This window comes from Occallatibacter sp. (genome assembly GCF_049582745.1).
GTDB lineage: Bacteria > Acidobacteriota > Terriglobia > Terriglobales > Acidobacteriaceae > Telmatobacter.
The window spans coordinates 1-23,513 of sequence record NZ_JBAUUO010000168.1 but is presented as its reverse complement, the minus strand read 5'-3'; the positions used below and the strand labels follow the sequence as shown (position 1 = coordinate 23,513).

The window sequence follows — 23,513 nt, the reverse complement described above, 5'->3', positions numbered from 1 at the left end:
TGCAATCCCTGCGATGTAAGTTTTGTATTATCAGCAAGTTTTCAGTAATCCTGCATCATTGGGTACTCGCGGAGCATCCAAGAACACGAAACGCTGTTGCCGCGTTCTCCCGTGCAAAGCGCGACAACTTCCAGAATGTGCACAGAGCGAGTCTAAAGTTTATGGCGAAAACTGAATGTACCGACCGCGTTGTGGGCGCTATTCTTGCGAGCTGGCGGTATGACATCTCAGGAATTTCCCCGGAGATGCGCAGGGATTATGAGCAGCATTTCGCCGATTGCAGCCGCTGCCGCGCCCGCCTGAAATTCCACCGCAGTCTCGACGTAACCCTCGTCGTTCTCACCTCTCTCTCTGTATTCTTCTCACTTTTCGCGCTCGCCGTTCTGCGCCACATCAAGCCGCTCGAGCATGTCGCGTTCAACATCCTCGGCCTCGATAGCATCGACACCTATCACATGCTTGTTTCTGCAGCGATCGCCGGCGTTTGCTTCTCGGTGGCTGCGTTTGTGCTGGTGCTCACGGCGACGCCCGTTCCGTCGTATCTCGGCGGAATCGCCGCCGAACGCGCCCGCATCCTCGAAGAGCGGCTCCCTGAAGCCTTCGAACGCCTGCCCAACGCCATCAAGTCCCTCCGCCCGCGCTAACCATCATCCACTCCAATATCAAAAGGCCTCCCGCGCGGGGGCCTTTTCGCGAGCGCAGTTCGCGGCGATCATCTCACTTCGCGATCGGCACCCGCAGATCTCCACCCGTCATCTCCTTCGGCAATCCGAGGTGCAGCAGGTTCAGCAGCGTCGGCGAAATGTCTCGCAGCGAGCCATCCGGTCGCAGCCGATAACTCGGACCATCTTCGGCAACATAAATCATCGGCACCGGATTGGTAGTATGCGCCGTGTGCGGACCGCCCGTCACCGGATCGACCATCAGTTCCGCATTGCCGTGATCCGCCGTAATCAGCCAGCTCCCATTCTTTTCCTTGATCGCCTTGTAAATGCGCCCGAGCTGCACGTCCACGGCTTCGCATGCGCGAATGGTCGGTTCCAGTTTGCCCGAGTGGCCCACCATGTCCGCATTGGCAAAATTCGCAACCACCAGGTCGAACGCGGTGTCGTCAATCGCCTTCACGATCGTGTCGCCAATCGCCTCGGCCTTCATCTCCGGCGCCAGATCGTACGTAGCTACCTTGAGCGATGGAATCAGCGTGCGCTCCTCGCCCGGAAACGGCTTCTCGATGCCGCCATTGAAAAAGTACGTCACGTGCGCGAACTTCTCCGTCTCGGCCACACGCAGATTGCGCAGATTGTGCGCCGAAAGAATGTTCGCCAGAATGTTGTCCATTGACTCCGGCAAAATGATCATGGGCAGCGCATACAATTTGTCGTACTGTGTCATGCACAGATAATGCAGGTTCTTCGGAATCTCGCTGCGAGGAATCGTTTCATCCAGCGACTCCCAACCCTCGAGATTCCGTCCGCCGTCTTTGTTCAACCCGCTCTCGCGCGCCAGCACCCGCGTAATCTGCCGCGCACGATCGGCGCGGAAGTTGAAATTGATGCAGACATCCTCATCGCGAATCTGCGCAACCGGCTTCCCTGCCGCGTCCACCACCACAAACGGTATAACGAACTCATCGGTCACGCCGTTGTTGTAGCTCTCCTTGAGCCGCGCCACCGGGTCCGGATACGCCCCGCCCTCGGCCTTGCCGTTCACCATCGCGTCGAATGCCTTGCGCTCGCGCTCCCAGCGCTTGTCGCGATCCATCGCGTAGTAGCGGCCATTGATCGCCGCCACCTTGCCCACGCCGTACTCCCGCATCTTCTGCTCAAGCTTCGCAATGTATCCGGCGCCAGAGTCCGGCGCCGTGTCGCGCCCATCCATGAACGCGTGTACAAACACGTTGTGCAGCCCGTACTCACGAGCCGTGCGCAACAGGGCGTAAAGATGCTCCTGGTGCGAGTGCACGCCTCCATCCGAGACCAGCCCGAACAGGTGCAGCGCATGCCGCCCGTCCCGCGCCCTCTGCATTGCCTTCACAATCTCCGGCTCCTTCGAGAATTGACCCGAAGCAATCAGCGCGTCGATGCGCGTAATGTCCATCTGCACAATGCGCCCCGCGCCGATGTTCAGATGGCCAACTTCGCTGTTCCCCATCTGTCCATCCGGCAATCCGACAAAATGATCCGAAGCCTGGATCAGCGTATTCGGAAACTCACGCAGCAGCTTGTCGTAATTAGGCTTCCGTGCCAGCGCAATCGCATTGTTGGCCGTTTCGGCGCGATATCCCCATCCATCGAGAATGGTCAGAACAAGAGGGCGTTTCAATGTAGGCAATTCCAGAATCTCCTCGAATAACTGATTCGAGCATAGCGCACTGGGGCTCTCACTCCTCGTGCCGGATTCACACTCCAGGATTGTCGTAGAATGCCGCCCGTCGAGCAATCTCACTTGATCAAGCTCAGAGCCAGATCTTCTTCCCTCGGTGGGTGGATTTGTTAGAGTGCAGGTGAGAGATAACAACATGTCCTTGAAGCCGATTTCCCATTCAATCCGCATTGTCGAAGATGCAATTCGAATCTCCGGTGAATCGGGGATGCGCTATTCGGTTCGAGAGCGTCTGAGTCTCTTTCGCGCCCGAATGACGAAAGGCCACCAGGCCCAGGTTCTCGATTACAAGGTCAAATATCTCAATCGTGCCTCATTTCGAATCGCATTGTGGGAGATCTTCTTCAAGGGGGAATACCGCTTCACCGCACGGACCGAAGCACCGGTGATCCTGGATTGTGGAGCGAACATTGGCTTAGCCACGCTCTTCTTCAAACATCTCTATGCCCAGGCCCGCATCACGGCATTCGAAGCCGATCCCAATATTGCAGAAGTGTTGAAAGCCAATATTGCGAACAACCAGCTTCGCGACGTTGAAGTCCAGAACCTGATGCTTGCAAACACTGAGGGCGACAGCTCGTTCTTCGTAACCAATGACCCCGCCGCCAACTTGATGGGAAGTGCGAACCCGAATCGCGTCTCCGATCATCGAGAGGTAACCGTACCGGCGGCACGCTTGTCCCGATTTATCAAAGGACCCGTAGATTTTCTGAAACTGGACGTCGAAGGATCTGAGTTTGACGTGTTGGATGACCTCATCGCGAGCGGATCGCTCAGCCAGATTGCTTCCATGGTGATCGAATATCACCACAAAATCGGGAGCGCCCCTTCGCGTCTCTCCCGTTTTCTCGGCACACTTGAAGACCATGGGTACGAGTACCAGATCGGCGCTCTAGGCTGCGATCCCATTACTCTGCAGGACGTATATCAGGACATCACAATCGGCGCATACCGTCGCGGCGATGTAAGCAAAACCTCTTGAGCCTCCACCGCTAGCGCACGTTCGCTGATCTGCGCGTGACCTTCCGCTGCGACACGCGTACCGCGCGTCGCTGTTTGCTTGGTCTCCGCGCGCGGCCCCTCTGAGTTGCTCTCAAAACATGCCGGGCTCCGGCTCTCCTCGCCTGCGGCTCCGGTAACGGTGGCAGCCCCGCAAGCGCCAGCAACCCATTGTTCGCTGACTTGAAGAGATTGAAGCCGGGCTCCCATCCGCGCGTTCGCCCTTCGGTCTCCGCCACAAAAAGCGCCGTGTGGCTCGCGGGGTGAATCGCAATGTACGTCGTGAATCCCGCTCCGCCGCCCGTCTTCTCAATAATGTGCGATACGTCCCCGTTCGCGGCCAGGTGCATCCATCCCAACCCGATCCCGCTCGGTCTGCCTGCGTGGTCCAGTCCATACTGGCCTGCCAGCTTCGACGGCAGTAGATACACACCATGTGCATCGTCGGCCTGGGCCGGTGCTCCCGTGCCAACCAGGTAGCGGAGAAACTTCACCATATCCGCCGGCGTGGAGTAGAGGCCGCTGCTTCCCTCCGTGTTCGCCGTGATGGTGCACGGACCCTCCTCGTGCGCGCCCGTCATCAGCCGTTCGCACTGTCCGGAATTTGGATAGAAGGTCGTGTCCCACATTTTCAGCGGCTTCAGTGTGCGCGTCTCGAGCAGCGTGGCGTAGGGCGTATGGGCAGCCTCCGCCAGCGCGTCGCTCAACAGATCGAACCCAACATTCGAGTAGAACGCCTTCGTCCCCGGCGTGAACTTCAGCTCCGTGCTCGCAAGCCAGTGCCATCGTGTCTCGTAGTCGGGATAGGAAAAGTGCGGTGTCCGCCGCGGTGCGGTTCCAATCTCGCGCTCCAGCCCCGAAGTGTGCGTCGCCAACTCCTCCAGAGTAATGGGCGCTTCTTTCTGTGGAACGACCGCCCCTTCAGGAGCATATTTCTTGAGCGTGTCATCCAGGCGAACCGCGCCGTCGGACATAAGCTTTGCCAACATGTCCGTGGTGAAAATCTTCGTCAGCGAACAGAGCCGGACCTCTGAATTCAGACTGGGAGCTTCGCGCGACCCCGGCACTGCTTCCCCGTAGCCCTCGAAATACATCTGGTTGCCGCGCACCACCACCAGCACCAGCCCCGTTGCGTTCGAGTTTGTATAGAGATCGGCGCCCAGCGTCTCGGCGTCTTTCAAATCGTGCAGGGTCATCACAGGCGCTGTCTGTGCCGCAGCAGGCAGAAGGCTCAGCAGGAAAAGGGAAGCTGTCAGCAGGCGCATTGTCTTTAGTGTAGGCCTCGCCGCCCACGTCCCGTTGAAGCCTGGAAACTTAGGGCATCCAGTTCAACAAGTCGGCTGAATCGTGTCCCCCACCCCGCTCTATCCGGGATGGGGAAAACACGATTCCGTATCTATGAATTGCCGAATGCGGGATCAGTCTTCGTAGTTCAGCGCTTCCAATCCCAGGTAGACCGCGCCCGCCCCCAACTCCTCCTCGATTCGGAGCAGTTGGTTGTACTTGGCAATACGATCCGTGCGGCTCACCGACCCGGTCTTGATCTGGCCCACGCCCGTCGCCACCGCCAGATCTGCAATGAACGTATCCTCGGTCTCGCCCGACCGGTGCGAAATCACCGAAGTGTAGCCGTATCGGCGGCCGAGCTCAATCGTCTCCAGCGTTTCGGTCAGTGTGCCGATCTGGTTTACCTTGATCAGAATCGAATTGCCGACACCTTCTTCAATTCCGCGCTGCAAACGCTTCACATTGGTCACGAAAATATCGTCGCCGACCAGTTGAATGCGGCCGCCCAGCTTGTCGGTCAGAATCTTCCAGCCTTCCCAGTCGTCCTCGGCCAGGCCATCTTCAAGCGACACGATCGGGTACTGCTGCACCCAATTGTCATAAAAACTGACCATCTCTTCGCTGCTCAGCTCGCGCTTGTCGCTCTTCTTGAAGACATACTTGTTCTTTTCCTTGTCGTAGAACTCACTCGATGCCGGGTCGAGCGCAATCGCAACCTGTTCGCCGGGTTTGTAACCGGCCTGCGTGATCGCCTCGAGAATCAACTCAATCGCCTCATTGTTCGACTTCAGCGAAGGAGCAAACCCGCCCTCGTCGCCGACGGCCGTGTTGTAGCCCTTCTTCTTCAGCACGCTCTTCAGCGCATGGAAGGTCTCCGACGCCCAGCGCAGCGCATCGCTGAAGCGCTCGGCGCCGACCGGCATGATCATGAATTCCTGAAAGTCGACGTTTGAATCGGCATGGGCTCCGCCGTTCAGCACGTTCAGCATCGGCGTCGGCAGCACGCTTGCATTCACCCCGCCCAGGTAGCGATACAGCGGAATCTCCAGCGTTTGCGCAGTCGCCCGCGCCGCTGCCAGCGATACGGCAAGAATGGCGTTCGCGCCCAGCTTGCCCTTGTTGGCCGTCCCGTCCAGCGCGATCATCGTCTGATCGATCAGCCGCTGATTCGACGCATCCATCCCTTCAAGCTCGGGTGCGATCACGGTTTCAATATTGGCCACGGCCTGCAGCACACCCTTGCCCATATAGTGGCTCTTGTCGCCGTCGCGAAGCTCAACGGCCTCATGCTCGCCGGTGGATGCGCCCGAAGGCACAATGGCGCGTCCCAGTGCGCCACTCTCCAGGATTACATCGGCTTCCACGGTGGGGTTTCCACGCGAATCAAGTACTTCGCGGGCGCGAATCGCAACAATCTCTGTCATTTCTGTCCTCGCAATACGGTGCTGCAGCCGGTCGTTCAGTTTGGGACGGCGATCCACGGCAACGGCCTCTCCGGCAGCGCTCTGAATTGTTTCCAGAAGCTCGTGCACGTGCTTCAACCCCTCTCCGTCCGCGAAAAAAGCGTGAAATAAATTGAAAACTGTTCAATCCGGATTCTAACAAACGCACCTTGAACACCTCGTGTGGCAACGGTCACACTCGGCAAACGCTTGCTGCGCCGAAAGATGCGCAGTGTGTTATCTCAGTTGATTCGTACTGCCGAAGGCACCCACCGCTCCTCGCAATGCTGCACCGATAACGGCCGCAAGCTAGCATTTATCCAGGCGCAATGTGCGCCGGAGAGAATTCCGCACGTCGCATCTCAGAACTTTTTCCCGCAGCGCGGGTCTATATTCGCAGGGGAGTACTGCCTGCACCAAATCAGAGGGGGAATTCGGATGAATCGGCCGATTCTTGCATGTGCATTCTTGGCGTTGGCTACCACAGCCCTCGTGGCTCAACAATCAAGCCAGACCAATCCGTACGAGGGAACTTCCAATCCGCCTCCGGACGACACCATCATCACCAGCGAGCAGCCGGTCCCCATCCCTAAGCCGCCCGCCGGCCATCCCATGCAACAGGCGCCCGCGGCTCAACCGGCTCCGCAAGCCATGAACGCGGCTCGAAATGCCGGTCCCGTTCCACAAACCTACGGCGACGGCACCGATGACGGCATCGTTGGAGTCGCGCCTTCCGCTCCCGGCTTGGTCTCTCGCGCCGCATCAGCTGATCCCGATGGCGACATCGTGCATCCCGCGCCGCTTCCCCCGGGCACTCTCGGTGAAGGCACTCTCATCCGCGTGCAGCTCATCAACGAAATCTCAAGCGCACTTTCAGAACAGGGAGAGCCCTTCCGCAGCCGCGTGGCCTCCGATGTATTGCAGGACGGCCGGGTTGTGATCCCCGCGGGCGCCGAGATCGACGGCAAAGTCGCCCAGGTCTCTACCGGTCACTTCGCCGGACACGGTTCCCTCCTTCTCGAGCCGGAAACCGTCACCCTCGAAAACGGCAGCAGATATCAGCTCCACGCCATGGTTGCCTCCACTCCAGGTTCCAACCTCCGCGTCGGGTCAGAAGGTGTCATAACGCCCGGCTCGCGCCTTAAAAAGGACGGCTATGAATACGCTGGTGTGGGCGGCGGCGGCATGATCGTCGGCGCTGCTCTCGGCGGCCCCGTTGGAATGCTGGCTGGCGGCATCATCGGCGCCGGCGTAGTCACCACGCATCTTCTCGTCAGCCATCCCCAGGCCAACCTTGAAACGGGAACCTACCTCATGCTCACGCTCACCGAGCAGGTGCGGCTCGTACCCGAAGGCTCCCAGGGCAATTAACTCCTTCGCGGGAATAGCGTAAATTTGCGGCGCGACTCAGTTCGCGCCGCTTTTGTCTTTGGACCGTGGCAAATACCCTGGAGGTGGTGATTGTCATTCCGAGCGACCAACGGGAGCCGAGGAACCTGCAGTTGCTCTTTTAGGGCGCAGCCATCGAGATTGGCAAAGGCTCCCGGTCGCATGTTCATCCTCGCTGGTTCTTCGAATCCGCCGCAACCCTGCTAAACTCCCTTTTGCCTGGGAGGACTCGGCAGTGGCAGACATACAATCAATCGCCGTCATCGGCGCAGGGACCATGGGCTCAGGCATCGCCCATGTTTTTGCCCGATCCGGCTTTCAAGTCACGCTTTGCGATGTGGAACAGCGGTTCCTCGACCGCGCCCTCGCCTCTATCCGGACCAACCTCGGCCGCGAAGCCGCCAAAGGCAAGCTGTCCGAGGCCGAAATCGAGCCCACCCTCAGCCGTATTCGCGCAACCGTAGACATGCAATCGCTGACCGGCGCGGAGCTTGCTGTCGAAGCCGCGCCCGAGCGCTACGAGTTGAAAGCCGAAGTCTTTCGCGCCCTCGACCGCATTCTGCCTTCCACGGCAATCCTGGCCACGAATACCTCGTCCATCTCGATCACGAAAATGGCTGCGCTCACCCGCCGCCCCGCCCAGGTCATCGGCATGCACTTCTTCAACCCTGTCCCCGTGATGGCGCTGGTAGAAGTGGTGCGCGGCATGGCAACCAGCGATTCGTCCTTTGCAACGGTCTACGAGGTCGCCGTGCTGCTTGGCAAGACGCCCGTCGAGGTGAACGATGCACCCGGTTTCGTCTCCAATCGCGTCCTCATGCCGCTGATTAACGAAGCCGCCTTCGCCGTGATGGAAGGCGTCGCCACGCCCGAAGCCATCGACCAGGTTTTCAAGCTCGGCATGGCGCATCCGATGGGCCCGCTCACACTCGCCGACTTCATCGGCATCGATGTCTGCCTCGATATTCTGCGCGTCCTGCAAGAAGGATTCGGCGACCCAAAATACCGCCCCTGTCCGCTCCTCGTCCGCATGGTCGACGCCGGCTGGCTAGGACGCAAATCCAACCGCGGCTTCTTCACCTACGAAAAATAGCGATGACGATTCCCGTCATCACCGGGTCAGCACTGTCATTCTACTCAGCACTGTCATTCTTCTTAGCATTGTCATTCCGAGCGACCGAAGGGAGCCGAGGAACCTGCAGTTGCTCTTTTAGCGCAGCCTCACGAGCTACTGAAGCAATCCATTTCCCGGGCCGGGCCTTCGACAACAAGCGACAAGGAGATCCAAAATGCGCGCGACTCACCAAACAAGAATTGCAATGCCTTGCCTCCTCATCGCTCTCTCCGCATGTTTGCTTGCATCTCCAGGATCGGCCCAAACTCCCTCAATCCCTCCCGCGCCGCAATCTCCGCGCCCTGCCTTTCCCACCCGCGATCCCCACACCCCCGGCTACGTCTCCGCCACCCAGTTGCCCGATGGCGCCGTTCCCTCACCCACCGCCGACGGCAACTTCATCATCGGTCCCACCCACACGCCTGCGCCCGAAACCACGGCGCCCGATCTGACGAACGGCTCCGTCGTCGAATTCACCATGAACTCTGCCGACAGCAAGTACTACCCCGGCATCGCCCGCGACAAAGGCACCTTCGGCACACCCGACCCCTCCGACCCGGCAAAACTCATCATCACCACCAGCCATCCCGCCCCCTACACGCGCAAAGTTGCGGTCTATGTTCCCAAATCCTACGTCCCCGGCAGCGAAGCCCCCTTCATCGTTGGCGCCGACGGCACCGACCGCATGCTCTTCACCGCGCTCGACAGCCTCATCGCCGAACACAAACTCCCCGTCATGATCGCCATCTCCATCGGCAACGGCAGCGGCGACGCCCAGGGCAGCGAGCGCGGCCTTGAATACGACACCATGTCCGGCCGCTACGCCGAGTTCATCGAGAACAAAGTCCTTCCCCGCGTCGAGACCGAAGCCCACGTCAAACTCACACACGACCCCGACGGCCGCGCCACCATGGGCGGAAGTTCTGGCGGCTCCTGCGCGCTCATCATGGCCTGGTATCACCCCGAGCTCTACCACCGCGTCCTCACCTACTCCGGAACCTACGTCAACCAGCAGTGGCCCCCCGACGCAAAGACTCCCCATGGCGCCTGGGAATTCCACGAGCACCTGATTCCCCAAAGCAAACGCAAGCCGATTCGCCTCTGGATGGAAGTTGGCGACCGCGATCTCTTCAATCCCAACGTCATGCGCGATAACATGCACGACTGGGTCGAAGCCAACGAGCGCATGGCAAAAGTCCTTGCAGCAAGGAAGTATCACCACCAGTTCGTCTTCGCTGAAAACGCCGCCCACGTCGACCGCGCTGTCAAAGCCCAGACCCTCCCCGAAGCCCTCGAATACGTCTGGGCCGGCTACAATGCGCCAGGGTCGAAATGATGTAGTGCAAACCCAGATCGCGGAACCGAAATAGAGGCAGTTTTAACGCTTCTTCGCAGGAATATTCTGACCGCCCTGGTGCAAAATCAGCGAACCGATTGCGCCACTCGCATCCGGTACAAATTCAATTTCCGCACCAACCTGCGCGATGAAGAAACTTGGATGTCCGTCCTTCACTCCCTGATACATCATGTCTATCGCCGGTTGCCCCGTTCCTTGCCCCGTAAGATGGTCACCGGCGATTGCAATGGTAAGCGAGAATGTCGGAGCGGTATCGTAAACGCCGACAAACTTTGTCAGCTCTTCCTTGGAGATCGGTACTGGTTTGCGTTCACTGGCAAGGACAACTGGTTTGCCGAGGACGGTATCCATTAACTGGCCGCCCATCGTTCCGGGCGCGCCACCATTCACATTGCTGAGAACAACGACGGCAATCTGTTTCTCCGGCGCGTAAGCCAGATGAGTATTGAATCCCTCGATGCCGCCGCCGTGGCTGACAATCCGTATGCCGTCCCTATTCTGTATGAAGACCCCGAGCCCGTAGTCGCCCTTCCCCGGAGTCGTCATCAACTTCAGCGACTCCGCGTTCAGAATCTTGCCGCCGAACAGCCCGTGTTCCCACTTCAGCAGGTCGCCGGTCGTCGAATAAATCGATCCTGCCGACCACGGAATGCTCATCGACTCAGACCGCGCAATCTCAATTCCATGCGGGCCTGGCCGATAACCCTCGGCCCGCTTGGGAAGAACGAGTTCATCGCTATCAAGCCCGGAGTCCTTCATCCCAAGCGGCTCGAAGATGCGCTCACGCAGAAGATCCGCGTATTTCTTCCCACTCACCTTCTCAATCACCACGCCAAGCACGATGAAATTCGAGTTGCTGTAGTCGAATTTGCTGCCCGGCTCGAAATCCAGCGGCTTGTCGCGAAACAGCGCAATCTCTTCCGCCGGTGTATGCGGATTCATGCTCCACGTAGGAAATTCCTTCAAGCCCGTGAAGCTCGGAATTCCCGAGGTGTGCCCCAGCAAATTCGCCAGCGTGATCTTCGCCCACGCCGGCGGCGCGTCAGGCAGATACTTGCTGACAGGATCGTTGATGCTGAGCTTGCCGTCTTGCTGCAGAAGCAGAACAAGCGTCGCCGTAAACTGCTTGGTCAGCGATCCGAGCCGGAACTTCGCTTCAGGAACGTTCGGCACCTGCCACTCGAGACTGGCCATCCCGTACCCTTTGTCGAGCAGAACCTGGTCACCATCCACCACCAAAACCGTCCCCATAAAAGTGTCTTTAGGCGTGTAGGAGCTGGCAATCTGCTCGAGGCGCGCCTTGGTAGCTGCTTCATCTTTCTGCTGAGCCCCACTGGTGATGGTGCCGGCAAGGATACACACCGATGCGAGTAACGCAACAAAAATGCGACGCGTCATAAATTGCCCTTTCGGTTAATCATTGATTTTGCCTTTCCGCCCGGACCTGGTCGATCTCGAAGCCCTTATCACTTTCTGTCCAGCCGGAATGCCGCTGCCTGAAAATCCCCCTTGAAGTTTTCGCTCATCTCCAGCCCATGATTCATCCACCAGGCGCCGCTCGCCGTCGCCGAAGTTCCCCTCGCCGCAGCGCCCTCAATCGGCGTCAGCGCATACTCCGCCTTCGCATCAAGCCCTTCCAGCTTCAGCAGCGGAAACCCGCGTCCCTCCTGCGTTGAATGGATAAACGCGAATACCACCGACTGGCTCTTGTCGCCATTCACCGTCTGTGTCGCCGAAAACTCGCTCCCGTTCCGTGGAGAAATCAATCGATACAAATCTCCCTGCACAATCGTCCTCTGCACCTGGTGATACGCCGCGATCAGCCGCTTGGCCGTCGCCATCTCCACGTCGTTCCACTTGCTGATGTTCGCGCCAATCCCCAGCGAGCCCTGCATCGAACTCAGCATCCGGTACTCGAGCGAAGTCGTCCGCTTGTTCAACCAGTGCGGCGAATCCGTCACCCACGCCATCATGATCTGCGGTGTATACGCATAGGTGAACCCATCTTGCTGCGTGAGCCGGTCAAACGGATCGGTGTTGTCCGACGGCCACACCTCGTCCGCATATTGCAAAATCCCCAGGTCCACGCGCCCACCGCCTCCCGAGCACGACTCCAACTCCACCTTCGGGTGCCGCTTCTTCAGTTCCGCAAGAATCGCATAGAGGTTCCGCGTGAACTCCACGTAAACTTTTTTCTGCTCCGCCGGCGGAAGCTGATCCCACCCCGGCTCGCTCCAGTTGCGGTTGTAATCCCACTTCAAAAACGCAATGTCATTTTCCGTAAGCAGCTTGTCCAGAAATCCAAGAATGTATTCGCGCACATCCGGCCGTGCAAGGTTCAGCACAAGCTGGTTCCTCTGTTCCGACCGCGGTCGTCCCGGAAAATTCAACACCCACTCCGGATGCTTCCGATACAAATCCGAATCGGGATTCACCATCTCCGGCTCAACCCACAGCCCAAAGTCCATCCCCAGCGCGTGCACCTTGTCGATCAGCGGCTTCAGCCCGTGCGGAAACTTCGTCGAGTTCACATACCAGTCGCCCAGGCCCGCATGGTCATTCTTGCGCTGCCCAAACCACCCATCGTCCATCACAAATCGATCCACGCCCAGCTCTGCCGCCTTCTCCGCCAGCGCCTTCTGCCCCTCTTCGGTAACGTTGAACTCCGTCGCTTCCCACGAGTTGTAGATCACCGGCCGCGGCTTCGGCGCCGCCTCATCCCCCTCGCCCACACGATGCGGAAGCAGGTGCGCAATCTCGTAGTGATGCAAAATCCTTGATGCTCCACCCAGCCCGTGCGCGCTATATCCGCCATAGAACACCGGCGACTCCAGCTTTTCGCCAGGATGCAGCACATACCCAAAATCAAAGGGATTGAATCCACCCGTCACGCGAATTCCATCCAGCTGGTCCTGCTCGACAGTTATCCGCCACGAACCACTCCACGCCAGCGCCCCAAACCACACCTCGCCCGCATTTTCATCGGGCCTGTCGCCTGCCTCGATCGCAAACCACGGGTTCGCCTGGTGCCCCGTCGATCCGCGCCGGCTCTCGATCACGCGTGCTCCCGGATGGAGCGTCTCCTGCGTCAGCGTCCACTCGCCCGCCCACCGTCCTGTTAGATAATTCAGCGTGTAATGCGCCGCAGACAACGCCCAGGCCGCCGCTGCCGCCTGCTCAATCGTGATCGGCTGTGCCTCCTTGTTCTCAATCGTCGCCGACCGCGCCAGAATTCCGCTCCCCGCATCCATCGAGTAGCGCAGCGTCACGAAAACCTGCCGTTTGATGTCCTTGAGAACAATATTGAAACCATCCGATGTAGTCTCATGCCGATCGTAATGCAGCACCAGGTCGCGATTCCCATCCGCAAACGTCACCTTCAGTGCCGGCTCCACAAACAGCCCCGCACCCCATCCCGCATACTCCTGCGGCGTCGTCGTGTACGAAGAGTCAAACGAAGCCCACTCCCGCGCCGGCGCCGCCTGCGGAATCCGATCCGCCGCCCCCAGCCGCCCGCCCCAGTAAAGCTGCTGCAATTCCCCACGCGCATTCACGCCAAACGCATACGTCACGTCGCCGCCGTCCAGCCGAAACACTTTGCTGCCTTCGTCAAACGTTGCACTCGAGGACTGCCCAATGGCGATAAACGAAGAGGAAACCAGCAGCGCGATTGAAAACATTCTGTGCAGCATAAGTTCTTTCCTGAAGTGATTTTTCAAACCGCCCATCATAGCATCGGCATGCGCACTTCGCCGCACTTCGCCGTCAACCCTTCGCCGTTCACCCATCCGCCATACCGCTTCACAACACTTCTTGACAGCCTTCCACCGGGGTATGGGCTATCCTGAAGCTGACCTAGCCGGAGGTTCAGGATGCTTTCCCCAACCCTAACCGCGCCAGCATGTCCCACTCCCGCCGAAACCATCGCGGCTGCAATCGATCGCGTCGTTCCATTGCAGGGACTCCCCTTCGAAGACCGCCTCTGGCTCGCGCAGCATGGGGAAGAGGTCGTCGCACAGCCCGGCGACATCCTCTTCGAAGAGGGCCAGCCCGCCGATCGCATGATCCTCATCCTCAAGGGAGAGATTCACGTCCGCCGTCAGCGCGGCGGGCCCATGGAGCTGTTCATCGGCCGCACCGGCGCGATGACCGGCCTGCTCCCCTTCTCGCGCATGAAAGTCTCCGGCGGACAGGGCTTTGCCGTCACGCCCGTTTGGGCGCTCCTCATCTGCAAGGATGAGTTCCCGGCCATGCTCGAAGCCATCCCTTCCATGAGCCAGCGCGTCGTCTCCACTCTCCTCGACCGCGTGCGCGAAGTCACCCGCATCGAGCAGCAGGCTGAAAAGCTGACCGCCCTCGGCAAGCTCGCCGGCAATCTGGCCCATGAGCTCAACAATCCCGCATCGGCCGCGCAGCGGGCTGCCTCCAGCCTTGTCATGGAGCTGCGCTCGAACCGCGAAAATCGGTTCAAGCTCGTCAACCTCTGCCTCTCCGACGAACAGATCAATGGCGTCGAAGCCTGGGAACAGAAAGTCATAAGCCGCTCAATCCGCCAGGACCCGCGCGACACCGGCGCGCAGATCCAGCTTGAAGAGGAACTCCGCAACTGGCTCACCGCCCTTCCCTGCGAAGGTGCATGGGAAGTAGCCGCACAACTCGCGGAACAGCGCGCCAACGTCGCCGACCTCGAAGAACTTCGCGCCTTGATCGGCGCCGGCGAAACGTGTGTTTCCCTGCAATATTTCGCGCGCTACTTACGGTCTGCCCGCTCCGTCGATACCCTGCTCAACTCCACAGCGCGCATCTTCGATCTCATCAGCGCGGTCAAGGCCTATTCCTACATGGACCGTGCCCCGATCCTCGAGGTCGACGTACCCGCCGGCCTCGATGCGACCATCCAGATGCTCCAGTCGCGTATGAAAAACGTCGCCGTCGAGCGCAACTACCAGCCCGATCTGCCCCGCATCAGTGCTTATGGCAGCGAACTGAACCAGGTCTGGACCGCGCTCATTGAAAACGCGCTCGACGCCCTCGCAGAAACCGACCACGGCGGCAAACTTAAGCTCACTTGCCGCCTTGAAGGCGAGATGATGCTGGTCGAAATCTGGGACACCGGCCCCGGCATTCCTCCCGAATTGCAGGACCGCATCTTCGAGCCCTTCTTCACCACCAAGGCGCCCGGCCAGGGTCTCGGTCTGGGCCTCGACAACGCCATGCGCATCGTGCGGAAACATCGCGGCCACCTCAGCGTCCGTTCCGATCCGGGGTCAACCTGCTTCCGCGTTCGTCTGCCTCTCGATCAGCTCCAGGCCTACTAACGCCGCAAGACTGAATACACGCACACCACACGTCCACACCATAGGAGCTTTCCAATGGCCGACTCTTCGTCTACCAGCAACCAAGTCGAAACAACCCTCACCACCATCCTCTACGTCCGTCGCAGCGCCGCCGCCGTTGATTTCTACACGCGCGCATTCGGCGCAACGCCCCTCGAACGCGTCGACAACGAAGACGGCAGCGTCCTCGCGCATCTCGCCGTGGGCAAAGGCGACTTCTGGGTCTCCGAAGAATCGCCCGTCCACCAGAACTTCAGCCCCGAATCGCTCGGCGGCAGCACCATGCACATGGTCCTCATCGTCGACGATCCCCATGCCGTCTTCGACCAGGCCGTTGCCGCCGGCGCTTCTTCCATCTGCCCCGTGCGCGATGAGGAATACGGATGGCGCATCGGCCGCGTGCTCGATCCCTTCGGTCATCACTGGGAAATCGGCAAAGTGCTCTCGGAGGGATGATTGCAATTGGAACCAAAAGCCGTTAAAGCGCCGGAGACCATCGAGACCGAACGGCTTCTCCTGCGCCGCCCCAAACGCAGCGACGCCCAGGCGGTCTTTCACCGCTACGCCTCCAACCGCGATGTGACACGCTACCTCAGTTGGCCCACGCACCGCAGCGTTGCCGATACACTCGCCTTCCTCGCCATGAGCGACGACGAGTGGCAGCGCTGGCCTGCAGGCCCTTACCTCGTCCTCTCCCGAGACAATGGAGTCGCCGCATCGCTCGTCGGCAGCACTGGCCTTTTCTACAAAAGCCCCACCCGCGCTATCACCGGTTATGTCATTGCCAAAGACGCCTGGGGCCTCGGCTTTGCAACAGAAGCTCTCCAGGCCATGGTCGACATTGCACAGCAAACCGGGGTCACCCGCCTCGAAGCCCTCTGCCACGCCGAGCACACCCCGTCCGCCCACGTCCTCGAGAAGTGCGGCTTCACCCGCGAAGAAGTCCACCGCGAGCACTTCGTCTTCCCCAACCTGAAACCGCAAAAGAAAAGTGACGTCTTCAGTTACGTCCGCTGTTTCTAATCCGCGTTACGATCTCGGCCTACCGGCTTCGCAGCAGCACGGCCGTTGCATCGTCCATGTCCGGGCACCCGCCCACGAATTCCTTCACCTGCTTCACAAGCCCTTCCACGCAAGCTCCGGGAGCAAGAAAGTGCCTGAGAAGGCGGTCCGCGCCGAACTCTTCGTTCACCGTGTTTTCCGCTTCCGTAATCCCGTCCGTATAGAGCAGCACATGCGTATCCGCCGAAAGCGCAATAGTCTTCTCCGGATACACTGACTCGCTCAGCCCCAGCGGCAGACCCGTATCAAGTTCAAGAAAAGCCGTCTTGTGATTCACAACCAGCGGATGCAGATGCCCTGCGCTTGCCAGCGTCAGTTGTCGCGTTCGCGCATCCAGCACTCCATAGATCATGGTCACGAATTTCCCTGCCGGAAAATCCTCAATCAAAGCCCGATTCAGGCGAGCAAGCGTCTCTGAGGGCGAAGCACAAAGTGGCGCAATCGAACGCAGCAGTGCACGCGTGGCCGACATCAACAGCGCGGCCGGCATTCCCTTCCCTGAAACATCCGCCAGTGCGATCCCGTAGCGATCCTGCCCCAGATCGATGAAATCGAACCAATCGCCCGCAACAGACCCCGCTGGATGCCATGCCGTCTCCAGCGCAAACCCCGGAATCAACGGCACCGGCTTCAGAAACAATGCCTCCTGGATGGCCCGCGCATCGGCTGACTCCTTCTGCAATCGCTGCCGATGCTCGCGCTCCAGTTGCAGAACTCGCGCATTCTCGATCGCAATCGCAATGTGGCCTGCGATCGCCTCCAGCACCTTCAACTGGTCCGGCGAAAACGCATCCAGTTCCTCGTGATCGATCGAAAGCACCCCCATCACCCGTTCGCCTGTCCTCAGAGGAATCGTCACCGAAGAACGCGTCCCCGGCTCGCATGGCATAAAGTAAGGATCCACGCTGACGTCGGGAGCATAGCGCATGCATCCTGAAGCCCCAACGTGCCCCACCATCCCCTGCTTGCCGATCTGCAGCCGGTTGCCCTTTGAGAACTTCGTGCAGCCACACACTCCCTGCATCACCATCTCGTTTGCATCGTCGTCCCGCAGCCAGACCGCTACTTCCACGCTCCCAATGGAGCTGGCAATCTCTTTCACCACGCGATCCACCAGCGCGTCGAAGTCCAGCGTCGAAGCAATCAGGTGAGTGGCCCGCTGCAGTTTCATCAGCGTCTGCGTAAAGTCCGCGGACGAGTGAATGCTGGATGGAATAAACTCGGCGCGCGGACGGATTGTAGCTACTGAAGCCATGCAACTCACCTCTTGCCCTGAGCCGGGCTGACCTCCTGTATGGATTCCCGGAGAAGTAACTCGATTCAACAGATTTACCGGCCTCAAAGGCCAGCGCGGGAAGGGTAAGCCCATCGGGTTCTGATAGAAATCTATGTAACCATCGCCGGAGGTCGGCCATGATCATTGCCCGCGGGATCGTCTTGTTTCTGGCATGCGCGTATCCGGCTCTCTGTGACCAGGAAATGCACGACCACCCCGTCCCAGCCAGGCTCGGCACCGTGTCGTTCCCCATCTCCTGCGCCCCCGCGGTCCAGGCCGAATTCAATCGCGGCGTCGCCCTGCTTCACTCCTTCGCATTCGCCGACGCTAACTCCACATTTCGCAAAGTAGTGGCCGAAGATCCCCAATGCGCCATCGCCCACTGGGGCATAGCGATGTCCGATTTTCACGAACTCTGGGAGCCGCAACTCCCGCCGGCCACATTGCCTGAAGCAAAGCATGAAATCGAATTAGCGCAGACCCTCGGATCGCCGAGCCCGCGCGAACGTGCCTACATTCACGCGCTCTCCCAAATATTTGCCGAGATAGATTCCGTTCCCTTCGTCGCCCGCGATCTGCACTACGAACAAGCGATGGCCGATCTCGCCCAACAGAATAAGAACGACCTCGAAGCCCAGGTCTTTTACGCCCTGGCCCTGCTCTCCAATGCCTCCCTCGCCGACAAAACCCACGCCCGGCAAAAACAGGCGCTCGCGATTCTCGAGCCGCTCGACCGCAAATATCCCGATCACCCCGGAATCACGCATTACATCATCCACGCCTGCGACAGCGGCGAACTCGCCGAACGCGGTCTGCCTGCCGCACGCAAATATGCGCGGATCGCGCCCGATGCTCCTCACGCCCTGCACATGCCGTCGCACATTTTCACGCGCCTTGGCCTTTGGCAGGATTCGATCGCGTCAAATCTCGCATCCAGCAAAGCAGCACGCGAACAGAACGATACCGGCGAAGAGCTTCACGCAATGGATTATCTCGTCTACGCCTACCTGCAACTCGGGCGTTACGATGATGCTCGCCAGGTGGTCGATCAACTCCACAGCATGCCGATTCCTGCTGCGGGTGACTTCAAGACTGGCTACTCGGCTACCGCCATGCCCGTGCGCTTCGCCGTCGAACAGAGCAAGTGGGACGAGGCAGCAAAGATCCAGCCCATCCCCGGCTCGGTGCCGCACGTTGCGGCCATTGCCGTGTGGGCGCGCGCGCTGGGCATCGTGCGCTCTAGGCAGCCGGCAGATGTCAGCGCGGAAATAACGCAGCTGCAAAAGTACGAGCACGAATTGCACCGCACAGGTCAGGAATATTGGGCCGCGCAGGTGCACATTCTGGCTGCGGAAGTGGCTGCCTGGTCAACCCAGGCAAACGGAGATTCTCAAAAAGCCGTAACCGAAATGCGCGCAGCCGCCGACCAGGAAGACGCAATGGAGAAATCGCCCGCCACTCCCGGCCCCATCATTCCCGCCCGCGAACAACTCGGCTACCTCCTGCTCCAGCAGCATCATCTCGCAGACGCCGCCATCGCATTTCGCCAAGCTCTCGTAGATGCACCCAACCGCCGCGGCGCCACTCAAGGCCTGATGCTGGCGTCATTGACTAAGCAATAACGGTAAACAGAACTTGGATAGTGGGCCTTGAAAGGGCACGACTTTCAGTCGTGCCGCCATGAGGGATGCACGTTTGATCTGCACCGGGGCGGCGAAATGTCGCCTGCTCCGGAACCTCCCCTCGCTCACCTGCGTAAGCACCTTCAGAGCCCGGAGGTCCTGAATGCTCTGGTTCTACGAATCTTTCTTCCCCGTGGTCTGGATTTTTTTTCTTCTCTACTGGGAAATCAAAGCCGCCAAGACCAAAACCACCCAGCGCCTCGAGCCGGCTGCATCGCGCGTCCTGCGTGTCTTCATCTTCCTGATCGCGATCGTCCTTCTCTCCACAACGCGCATCCCGCTGCCCTTGCTTTATCTCCAGCTCTGGCCGGTTGGCCTTTTGCCCTTCTGGCTGGGAGCTGCCGTCACCATCGCCGGCCTTCTGTTCGCTGTCTGGGCACGCGAGCACCTCGGCAGAAACTGGAGCCGCTCCGTCACCATTAAGCAGGGCCACGAACTCATCACCACCGGTCCCTATGCCGTGGTCCGTCACCCCATCTACACCGGTATTCTGACCGGTTTCCTCGGCATGGCGATTGCCATCTCTCAAGTGCGCGGCTTCATCGCTTTCGTTCTCGTCTTCCTCGCGCTCTGGATCAAGCTCCGCATGGAGGAACAGTGGATGCGTTCCCAGTTCGGCGAGACGTATGCCACCTATGCTCGTCAGACTGCTGCCCTCGTGCCTTACCTCCTCTGATCGCTGCATCTCGATCTCAGCCCCAGCAAGAGCGAGTTGAACCAACCTGAGGATGGAAACCATCGGCACGAGCAGGCGACTATTCGGCCAAGTGCTCTGCGTTCCATCCTCGATGAGCGCATTGGCGATCATTCGCCAATTGAAAGTGACTAGACAGATAGCAGGATTATCAGTCTACTCGGTTCGCAATACCTTCATCGGATCGACCGATGCAGCCCGCCGAGCCGGGATGTAACTGGCAGTTATCGTGACCGCTGTCATGAGCAGGCAAGCAACCATGAATGTGAAAGGATCCCATGGTTTTACTCCAAAGAGCTGGCTCGCAATGAGACGCGAAGCGAAGACCGCACCCGGAAAGCCTAGGACGAGACCACAGAGCACGAGCACGAGAGTTTCACTCAATACCATGCGCGCTACCCGCGCCCGATCAGCGCCGAGGGCCATGCGAATGCCTATCTCGCTGGTTCTACGATTTACGGTGTAAGCCATCAACCCATAGAGACCCACGCAGGTGAGCAAAAGCCCCAACACTGCGAACAGTCCCGAAAGCGAACCGACAAGTCGTTCCTGGACAAGAGAGTCATTGAGTTGCACCTTGAGGGTCTTTACCGAATCGACCGGCAAGCGGGGGTCAATCGCCTCGACCGCGTCAAGAGCGGCACTCTGAACGGATGCAGGATCGATCGCAGTCCGCAGCTCAAACGTGGCGCCGCCTTCAGGCAACTGGAGAAGAGGCAGATAAAGCATGAACGCGCCGGTCTCGCGGAGTTCGTGGACTTTTACATCCCGAATCTCGCCAACAATCTGAATCCAGCTCGAATCGCCGACAAAGCCGGGAATACTTACGAACCGCCCGATCGGATCCGCATTTCCAAAGTAATGCGTGGCCATGCCTTCGCTCACAATGGCAGCCTCGGTGGTTCCGTCGCGATCGCTCCAGGAAAAGTCGCGACCACGTAACAGAGGCGTTCCCATGGTGGCGAAATAGTCCGGTCCAACCGGCTCAATATTCACGGGAGCAAGATCCTCTGCCTGCCCGGAGGCCGAACCCTGCACTCGGACCGGGGTGGTGCTCATACTCATGCTTAACGGTTCGTGGACCGACATCGACGCCAACCGGACTCCAGGGACTGCTCGCAGGCGGGTGAGCAGTCGTTCGTAAAGCGGGACAACATTCTTGTAGCCGATTACCGTCGGATCCACCGAGAACAGAAGCACATTGTCCCGATCGAATCCCGGGTAAAAGTCTTTGAGATTGGCAAGCGTCCGTGTCAGCAAGCCCGCGCCAACCACAAGCACCAGCGAGATGGCTACTTGCAGGACAACCAGTGACTTGCCCACGCGAGAACGCGTAGCCGAGGCAGCGCTATTGCGCGCATTCTGCATGAGCCCGCGGGAGGGATCCACACCCGCGGCGCGCCATGCCGGAATCGTGCCGAAGATGAGCGCAGTAAGCAAAGAGACTCCCAGTGCAAATCCGAGTACCCTAAGGTCAGGATGAGCACTGAGCAACACCGGACTGCGCCCACGCGCCATGAGAGCGAGCAACAATCTGTTGCCCCAATACGCCAAGCCCACGCCCATCACTCCGCCGCCCAGACCAAGCAAGATGCTTTCGGTAAGCAATTGACGAACCAAGCGCCCCTTGCCCACGCCTAATGCGAACCGCAACGCGATTTCCTTTTCTCTGGCGCCGGCGCGCACCAACAGCAGATTCGCCACATTGGCGCAAGTGATCAGAAGTAGCAACCCGACAATTGCCATTACGATCCAAAGCGGCTTCGAGAATTGCTGGCGCAACGCAGCGAGTCCTTGGCCACCGGGTTCGAGTTGCAGGCGGAAATTGAGAAACGTCTGCCTTACAGCCGGGGAGTCGATGGGGGTCCCGGCGAGGCTTGCCGCAGCCTCGCGCATCGACTGAGCGAAAGCCGGCGATAGGCTGGCGGTCGCTCGCTCCCTGGTAACACCCTCCTGTAATCGGCCCATTACGTGAAGCCAGTTGCGGAAGGGAGCCTTAAGGGCGTCTGCGGGGCTCCCGGTGGCAGCAAAGCCCGGATACACCGAGCCAATCATTGTGAGCGGAACTGAGATCTCGACCTTGTCACCTGGTTGAACGCCGTAGAACTCAGGTTTCGTGACACCGACAATCGTGAAAGGTACGCTGTTGATCAGGACGTGCTTTCCAACAATGCCAGGATCGAGTGCAAATCTGGTCCGCCAATAGTCATACCCTATGACTGCTACCGGCGCTTGTCCCGTCAAGGATTCATCTATCGGCAGAATCGTGCGACCTTGGGCCGCTCCCACTCCCAGCACAGTGAAGTAATTCCCCGATACCAACTGTCCTTCGGCCAGTCCGCTTCGCCCGTCCACCTCGACATCAATTTTGAATAGTTTGCGAAAAGCGAACGCACCGGCCAAAACCTGCGTTTGACTTTTGAAAGTTTGAAAAGTCGGATACGAAAAAGTATCGTTCGCCGGAAGGGCGGGATTGGCTGCCTTGAACTCGACGAGTTGCTCAGGTTTCTCGACCGGCAGCATCCTGAGAAGTGCCGCATCGATCAGGCCGAACACCGCAGTAACAGCGCCAATGCCGAGAGCAAGAATCAACACGGCAGTAACGGTGAATGCCGGAGATCTTAGCAGCTGTCGCACTCCGTATCGGATGTCCTGGCCGAGACGTTCGAGTGCAGCCCAGCCCCAGGCTTCGTGTGTCTGCTCGCGGATCAGCGTTGAGTTGCCGAAGGCACGCCGAGCGGCGTATCGTGCCTCTTCCGGTGAGAGGCCGTTTTCACGTTGCTCCTCTTCTTCCAGTTCGATATCAGAGCGCAGCTCCCGCTCCAAATCCGCATCGCGTTTCCGAATCTGCCATCCTTTCATTTCAGCTCTCCTCAGCGGCGGGCCACATCACTCGCGCCACGGCCTCGGCCATCTGCTTCCACTGCGATTCTTCGACGACAAGTTGTTTCTTGCCTTTATCCGTCAATCGGTAGTATTTGAATTCCCGGTTTCGATCCGGAGCCATCTCCCATTTGGCGCTTACCCATCCTCTTTCTTCCAGACGATGTAACGCGGGATAGAGGGAACCGTGCTGCATTTGCAGGAATTCATTGGTGGTTCTCTGGATATGCTTGCCAATCTGATGACCGTGAGCAGGGCCGTAGAGGAGGGTCCGCAATATGAGCATGTCCAAGGTCCCCTGGAGAAGTCCGACCCGCGTAGGTGTGTGTTTTGCCATGGAAGACGTTCTACCCTCAATGTGGCGATGATGGTAGACACTCGACTATCGATTGTCAAGCGCCATAACAGAATGTGGGATTTCAATGACGACTTCAGGCCAATCACTTATTGAGCTATTCAAGTCGATCAGTGTTTCCGGCAAGTGTCGCAGTAGGGACGATCATCACTGATCGCCCCCTGCGCAGATCCGTACGAGCGCGTCTACGCATACGGCTCTTATGAAGGATGAGTGGCGTAGAAGCGAGCATCGGGATAGGGATGCAGGACGTGG

18 protein-coding genes are annotated in these 23,513 nt (G+C 59.1%); 10 read left to right on the top strand and 8 right to left on the bottom strand.

Going from position 1 to position 23,513, the window contains the following annotated elements; translation table 11 throughout:
* The first annotated feature begins 161 nt into the window (after positions 1–161).
* Positions 162–644, top strand: a complete 483-nt coding sequence (locus WCA10_RS23555) for a hypothetical protein (RefSeq protein WP_472824984.1) — start codon at positions 162–164, stop codon at positions 642–644.
* Between the two features lie 73 nt (positions 645–717).
* Here WCA10_RS23555 and gpmI read toward each other — a convergent pair whose 3' ends face one another.
* Complete coding sequence (gene gpmI, locus WCA10_RS23550) at positions 718–2,322, bottom strand: 2,3-bisphosphoglycerate-independent phosphoglycerate mutase (RefSeq protein WP_472825018.1); 1,605 nt, start codon at positions 2,320–2,322, stop codon at positions 718–720.
* A gap of 196 nt (positions 2,323–2,518) precedes the next feature.
* On the opposite strand from gpmI, the gene WCA10_RS23545 reads away from it, so the two are divergent.
* Positions 2,519–3,364: an FkbM family methyltransferase gene (locus WCA10_RS23545; RefSeq protein ID WP_472824983.1), complete on the top strand. Its 846-nt coding sequence runs from the start codon at positions 2,519–2,521 to the stop codon at positions 3,362–3,364.
* Positions 3,365–3,374: 10 nt separating this feature from the next.
* Here WCA10_RS23545 and ampH read toward each other — a convergent pair whose 3' ends face one another.
* Positions 3,375–4,646, bottom strand: a complete 1,272-nt coding sequence (gene ampH / locus WCA10_RS23540) for a D-alanyl-D-alanine-carboxypeptidase/endopeptidase AmpH (protein ID WP_472824982.1) — start codon at positions 4,644–4,646, stop codon at positions 3,375–3,377.
* A 153-nt stretch (positions 4,647–4,799) separates the two neighbouring features.
* Positions 4,800–6,092, bottom strand: a complete 1,293-nt coding sequence (gene eno / locus WCA10_RS23535) for a phosphopyruvate hydratase (protein ID WP_472824981.1) — start codon at positions 6,090–6,092, stop codon at positions 4,800–4,802.
* A gap of 456 nt (positions 6,093–6,548) precedes the next feature.
* Here eno and WCA10_RS23530 point away from each other — a divergent pair, with 456 nt between their 5' ends.
* The 3 genes from WCA10_RS23530 to WCA10_RS23520 all read left to right on the top strand — a co-directional run bounded on the left by WCA10_RS23530 (position 6,549) and on the right by WCA10_RS23520 (position 9,949).
* On the top strand, positions 6,549–7,481 hold the full coding sequence (locus WCA10_RS23530) for a TraB/TrbI/VirB10 family type IV secretion system protein (protein ID WP_472824980.1): 933 nt from the start codon (positions 6,549–6,551) through the stop codon (positions 7,479–7,481).
* Between the two features lie 253 nt (positions 7,482–7,734).
* Positions 7,735–8,592 carry a 3-hydroxybutyryl-CoA dehydrogenase gene (locus WCA10_RS23525; RefSeq protein ID WP_472824979.1) on the top strand — a complete coding sequence of 286 codons (858 nt, stop codon included), beginning with the start codon at positions 7,735–7,737 and terminating at the stop codon, positions 8,590–8,592.
* A 196-nt stretch (positions 8,593–8,788) separates the two neighbouring features.
* Positions 8,789–9,949 (top strand): alpha/beta hydrolase, encoded by a 1,161-nt coding sequence (locus tag WCA10_RS23520; protein ID WP_472824978.1) that lies wholly within the window; start codon positions 8,789–8,791, stop codon positions 9,947–9,949.
* Positions 9,950–9,991: 42 nt separating this feature from the next.
* On the opposite strand, the gene WCA10_RS23515 is transcribed toward WCA10_RS23520, so the two are convergent.
* Entirely contained in the window at positions 9,992–11,368 is a 1,377-nt protein-coding gene (locus tag WCA10_RS23515; RefSeq protein WP_472824977.1) for a serine hydrolase, read from the bottom strand.
* A gap of 68 nt (positions 11,369–11,436) precedes the next feature.
* Positions 11,437–13,662 carry an alpha-galactosidase gene (locus tag WCA10_RS23510; RefSeq protein ID WP_472824976.1) on the bottom strand — a complete coding sequence of 742 codons (2,226 nt, stop codon included), beginning with the start codon at positions 13,660–13,662 and terminating at the stop codon, positions 11,437–11,439.
* 180 nt (positions 13,663–13,842) lie between these two features.
* Between WCA10_RS23510 and WCA10_RS23505 the strand changes: the two genes are divergently transcribed.
* The 3 genes from WCA10_RS23505 to WCA10_RS23495 are packed head-to-tail and all read left to right on the top strand — an operon-like array spanning position 13,843 to position 16,329.
* The gene (locus WCA10_RS23505; RefSeq protein ID WP_472824975.1) at positions 13,843–15,288 is read left to right on the top strand and encodes a sensor histidine kinase; all 1,446 of its coding nucleotides are present in this window, start codon (positions 13,843–13,845) and stop codon (positions 15,286–15,288) included.
* Positions 15,289–15,342: 54 nt separating this feature from the next.
* On the top strand, positions 15,343–15,762 hold the full coding sequence (locus tag WCA10_RS23500; RefSeq protein ID WP_472824974.1) for a VOC family protein: 420 nt from the start codon (positions 15,343–15,345) through the stop codon (positions 15,760–15,762).
* Positions 15,763–16,329, top strand: coding sequence for a GNAT family N-acetyltransferase (locus WCA10_RS23495; RefSeq protein ID WP_472824973.1), 567 nt, complete (start codon positions 15,763–15,765; stop codon positions 16,327–16,329).
* Positions 16,330–16,348: 19 nt separating this feature from the next.
* Here the strand turns inward: WCA10_RS23495 and WCA10_RS23490 are convergent, their stop codons facing one another.
* Complete coding sequence (locus WCA10_RS23490) at positions 16,349–17,623, bottom strand: SpoIIE family protein phosphatase (RefSeq protein ID WP_472824972.1); 1,275 nt, start codon at positions 17,621–17,623, stop codon at positions 16,349–16,351.
* 158 nt (positions 17,624–17,781) lie between these two features.
* Here WCA10_RS23490 and WCA10_RS23485 point away from each other — a divergent pair, with 158 nt between their 5' ends.
* Positions 17,782–19,266, top strand: coding sequence for a hypothetical protein (locus WCA10_RS23485; protein WP_472824971.1), 1,485 nt, complete (start codon positions 17,782–17,784; stop codon positions 19,264–19,266).
* Between the two features lie 163 nt (positions 19,267–19,429).
* Positions 19,430–20,002, top strand: a complete 573-nt coding sequence (locus WCA10_RS23480) for a methyltransferase family protein (protein ID WP_472824970.1) — start codon at positions 19,430–19,432, stop codon at positions 20,000–20,002.
* Between the two features lie 174 nt (positions 20,003–20,176).
* Here the strand turns inward: WCA10_RS23480 and WCA10_RS23475 are convergent, their stop codons facing one another.
* Positions 20,177–22,882 carry an ADOP family duplicated permease gene (locus WCA10_RS23475; protein ID WP_472824969.1) on the bottom strand — a complete coding sequence of 902 codons (2,706 nt, stop codon included), beginning with the start codon at positions 22,880–22,882 and terminating at the stop codon, positions 20,177–20,179.
* Between the two features lies 1 nt (position 22,883).
* Positions 22,884–23,240, bottom strand: coding sequence for a PadR family transcriptional regulator (locus WCA10_RS23470; protein WP_472824968.1), 357 nt, complete (start codon positions 23,238–23,240; stop codon positions 22,884–22,886).
* Between the last annotated feature and the right edge of the window lie 273 nt (positions 23,241–23,513).

Bases quoted from the DNA above. Each gene is read 5' to 3' on its own strand.
- WCA10_RS23555 (WP_472824984.1), top strand. From the start codon at position 162: ATGGCGAAAACTGAATGTACCGACCGCGTTGTGGGCGCTATTCTTGCG.
- WCA10_RS23545 (WP_472824983.1), top strand. From the start codon at position 2,519: ATGTCCTTGAAGCCGATTTCCCATTCAATCCGCATTGTCGAAGATGCA.
- ampH (WP_472824982.1), bottom strand. From the start codon at position 4,646: ATGCGCCTGCTGACAGCTTCCCTTTTCCTGCTGAGCCTTCTGCCTGCT.
- eno (WP_472824981.1), bottom strand. From the start codon at position 6,092: ATGACAGAGATTGTTGCGATTCGCGCCCGCGAAGTACTTGATTCGCGT.
- WCA10_RS23530 (WP_472824980.1), top strand. From the start codon at position 6,549: ATGAATCGGCCGATTCTTGCATGTGCATTCTTGGCGTTGGCTACCACA.
- WCA10_RS23520 (WP_472824978.1), top strand. From the start codon at position 8,789: ATGCGCGCGACTCACCAAACAAGAATTGCAATGCCTTGCCTCCTCATC.
- WCA10_RS23515 (WP_472824977.1), bottom strand. From the start codon at position 11,368: ATGACGCGTCGCATTTTTGTTGCGTTACTCGCATCGGTGTGTATCCTT.
- WCA10_RS23510 (WP_472824976.1), bottom strand. From the start codon at position 13,662: ATGCTGCACAGAATGTTTTCAATCGCGCTGCTGGTTTCCTCTTCGTTT.
- WCA10_RS23505 (WP_472824975.1), top strand. From the start codon at position 13,843: ATGCTTTCCCCAACCCTAACCGCGCCAGCATGTCCCACTCCCGCCGAA.
- WCA10_RS23500 (WP_472824974.1), top strand. From the start codon at position 15,343: ATGGCCGACTCTTCGTCTACCAGCAACCAAGTCGAAACAACCCTCACC.
- WCA10_RS23490 (WP_472824972.1), bottom strand. From the start codon at position 17,623: ATGGCTTCAGTAGCTACAATCCGTCCGCGCGCCGAGTTTATTCCATCC.
- WCA10_RS23485 (WP_472824971.1), top strand. From the start codon at position 17,782: ATGATCATTGCCCGCGGGATCGTCTTGTTTCTGGCATGCGCGTATCCG.
- WCA10_RS23480 (WP_472824970.1), top strand. From the start codon at position 19,430: ATGCTCTGGTTCTACGAATCTTTCTTCCCCGTGGTCTGGATTTTTTTT.
- WCA10_RS23475 (WP_472824969.1), bottom strand. From the start codon at position 22,882: ATGAAAGGATGGCAGATTCGGAAACGCGATGCGGATTTGGAGCGGGAG.
- WCA10_RS23470 (WP_472824968.1), bottom strand. From the start codon at position 23,240: ATGGCAAAACACACACCTACGCGGGTCGGACTTCTCCAGGGGACCTTG.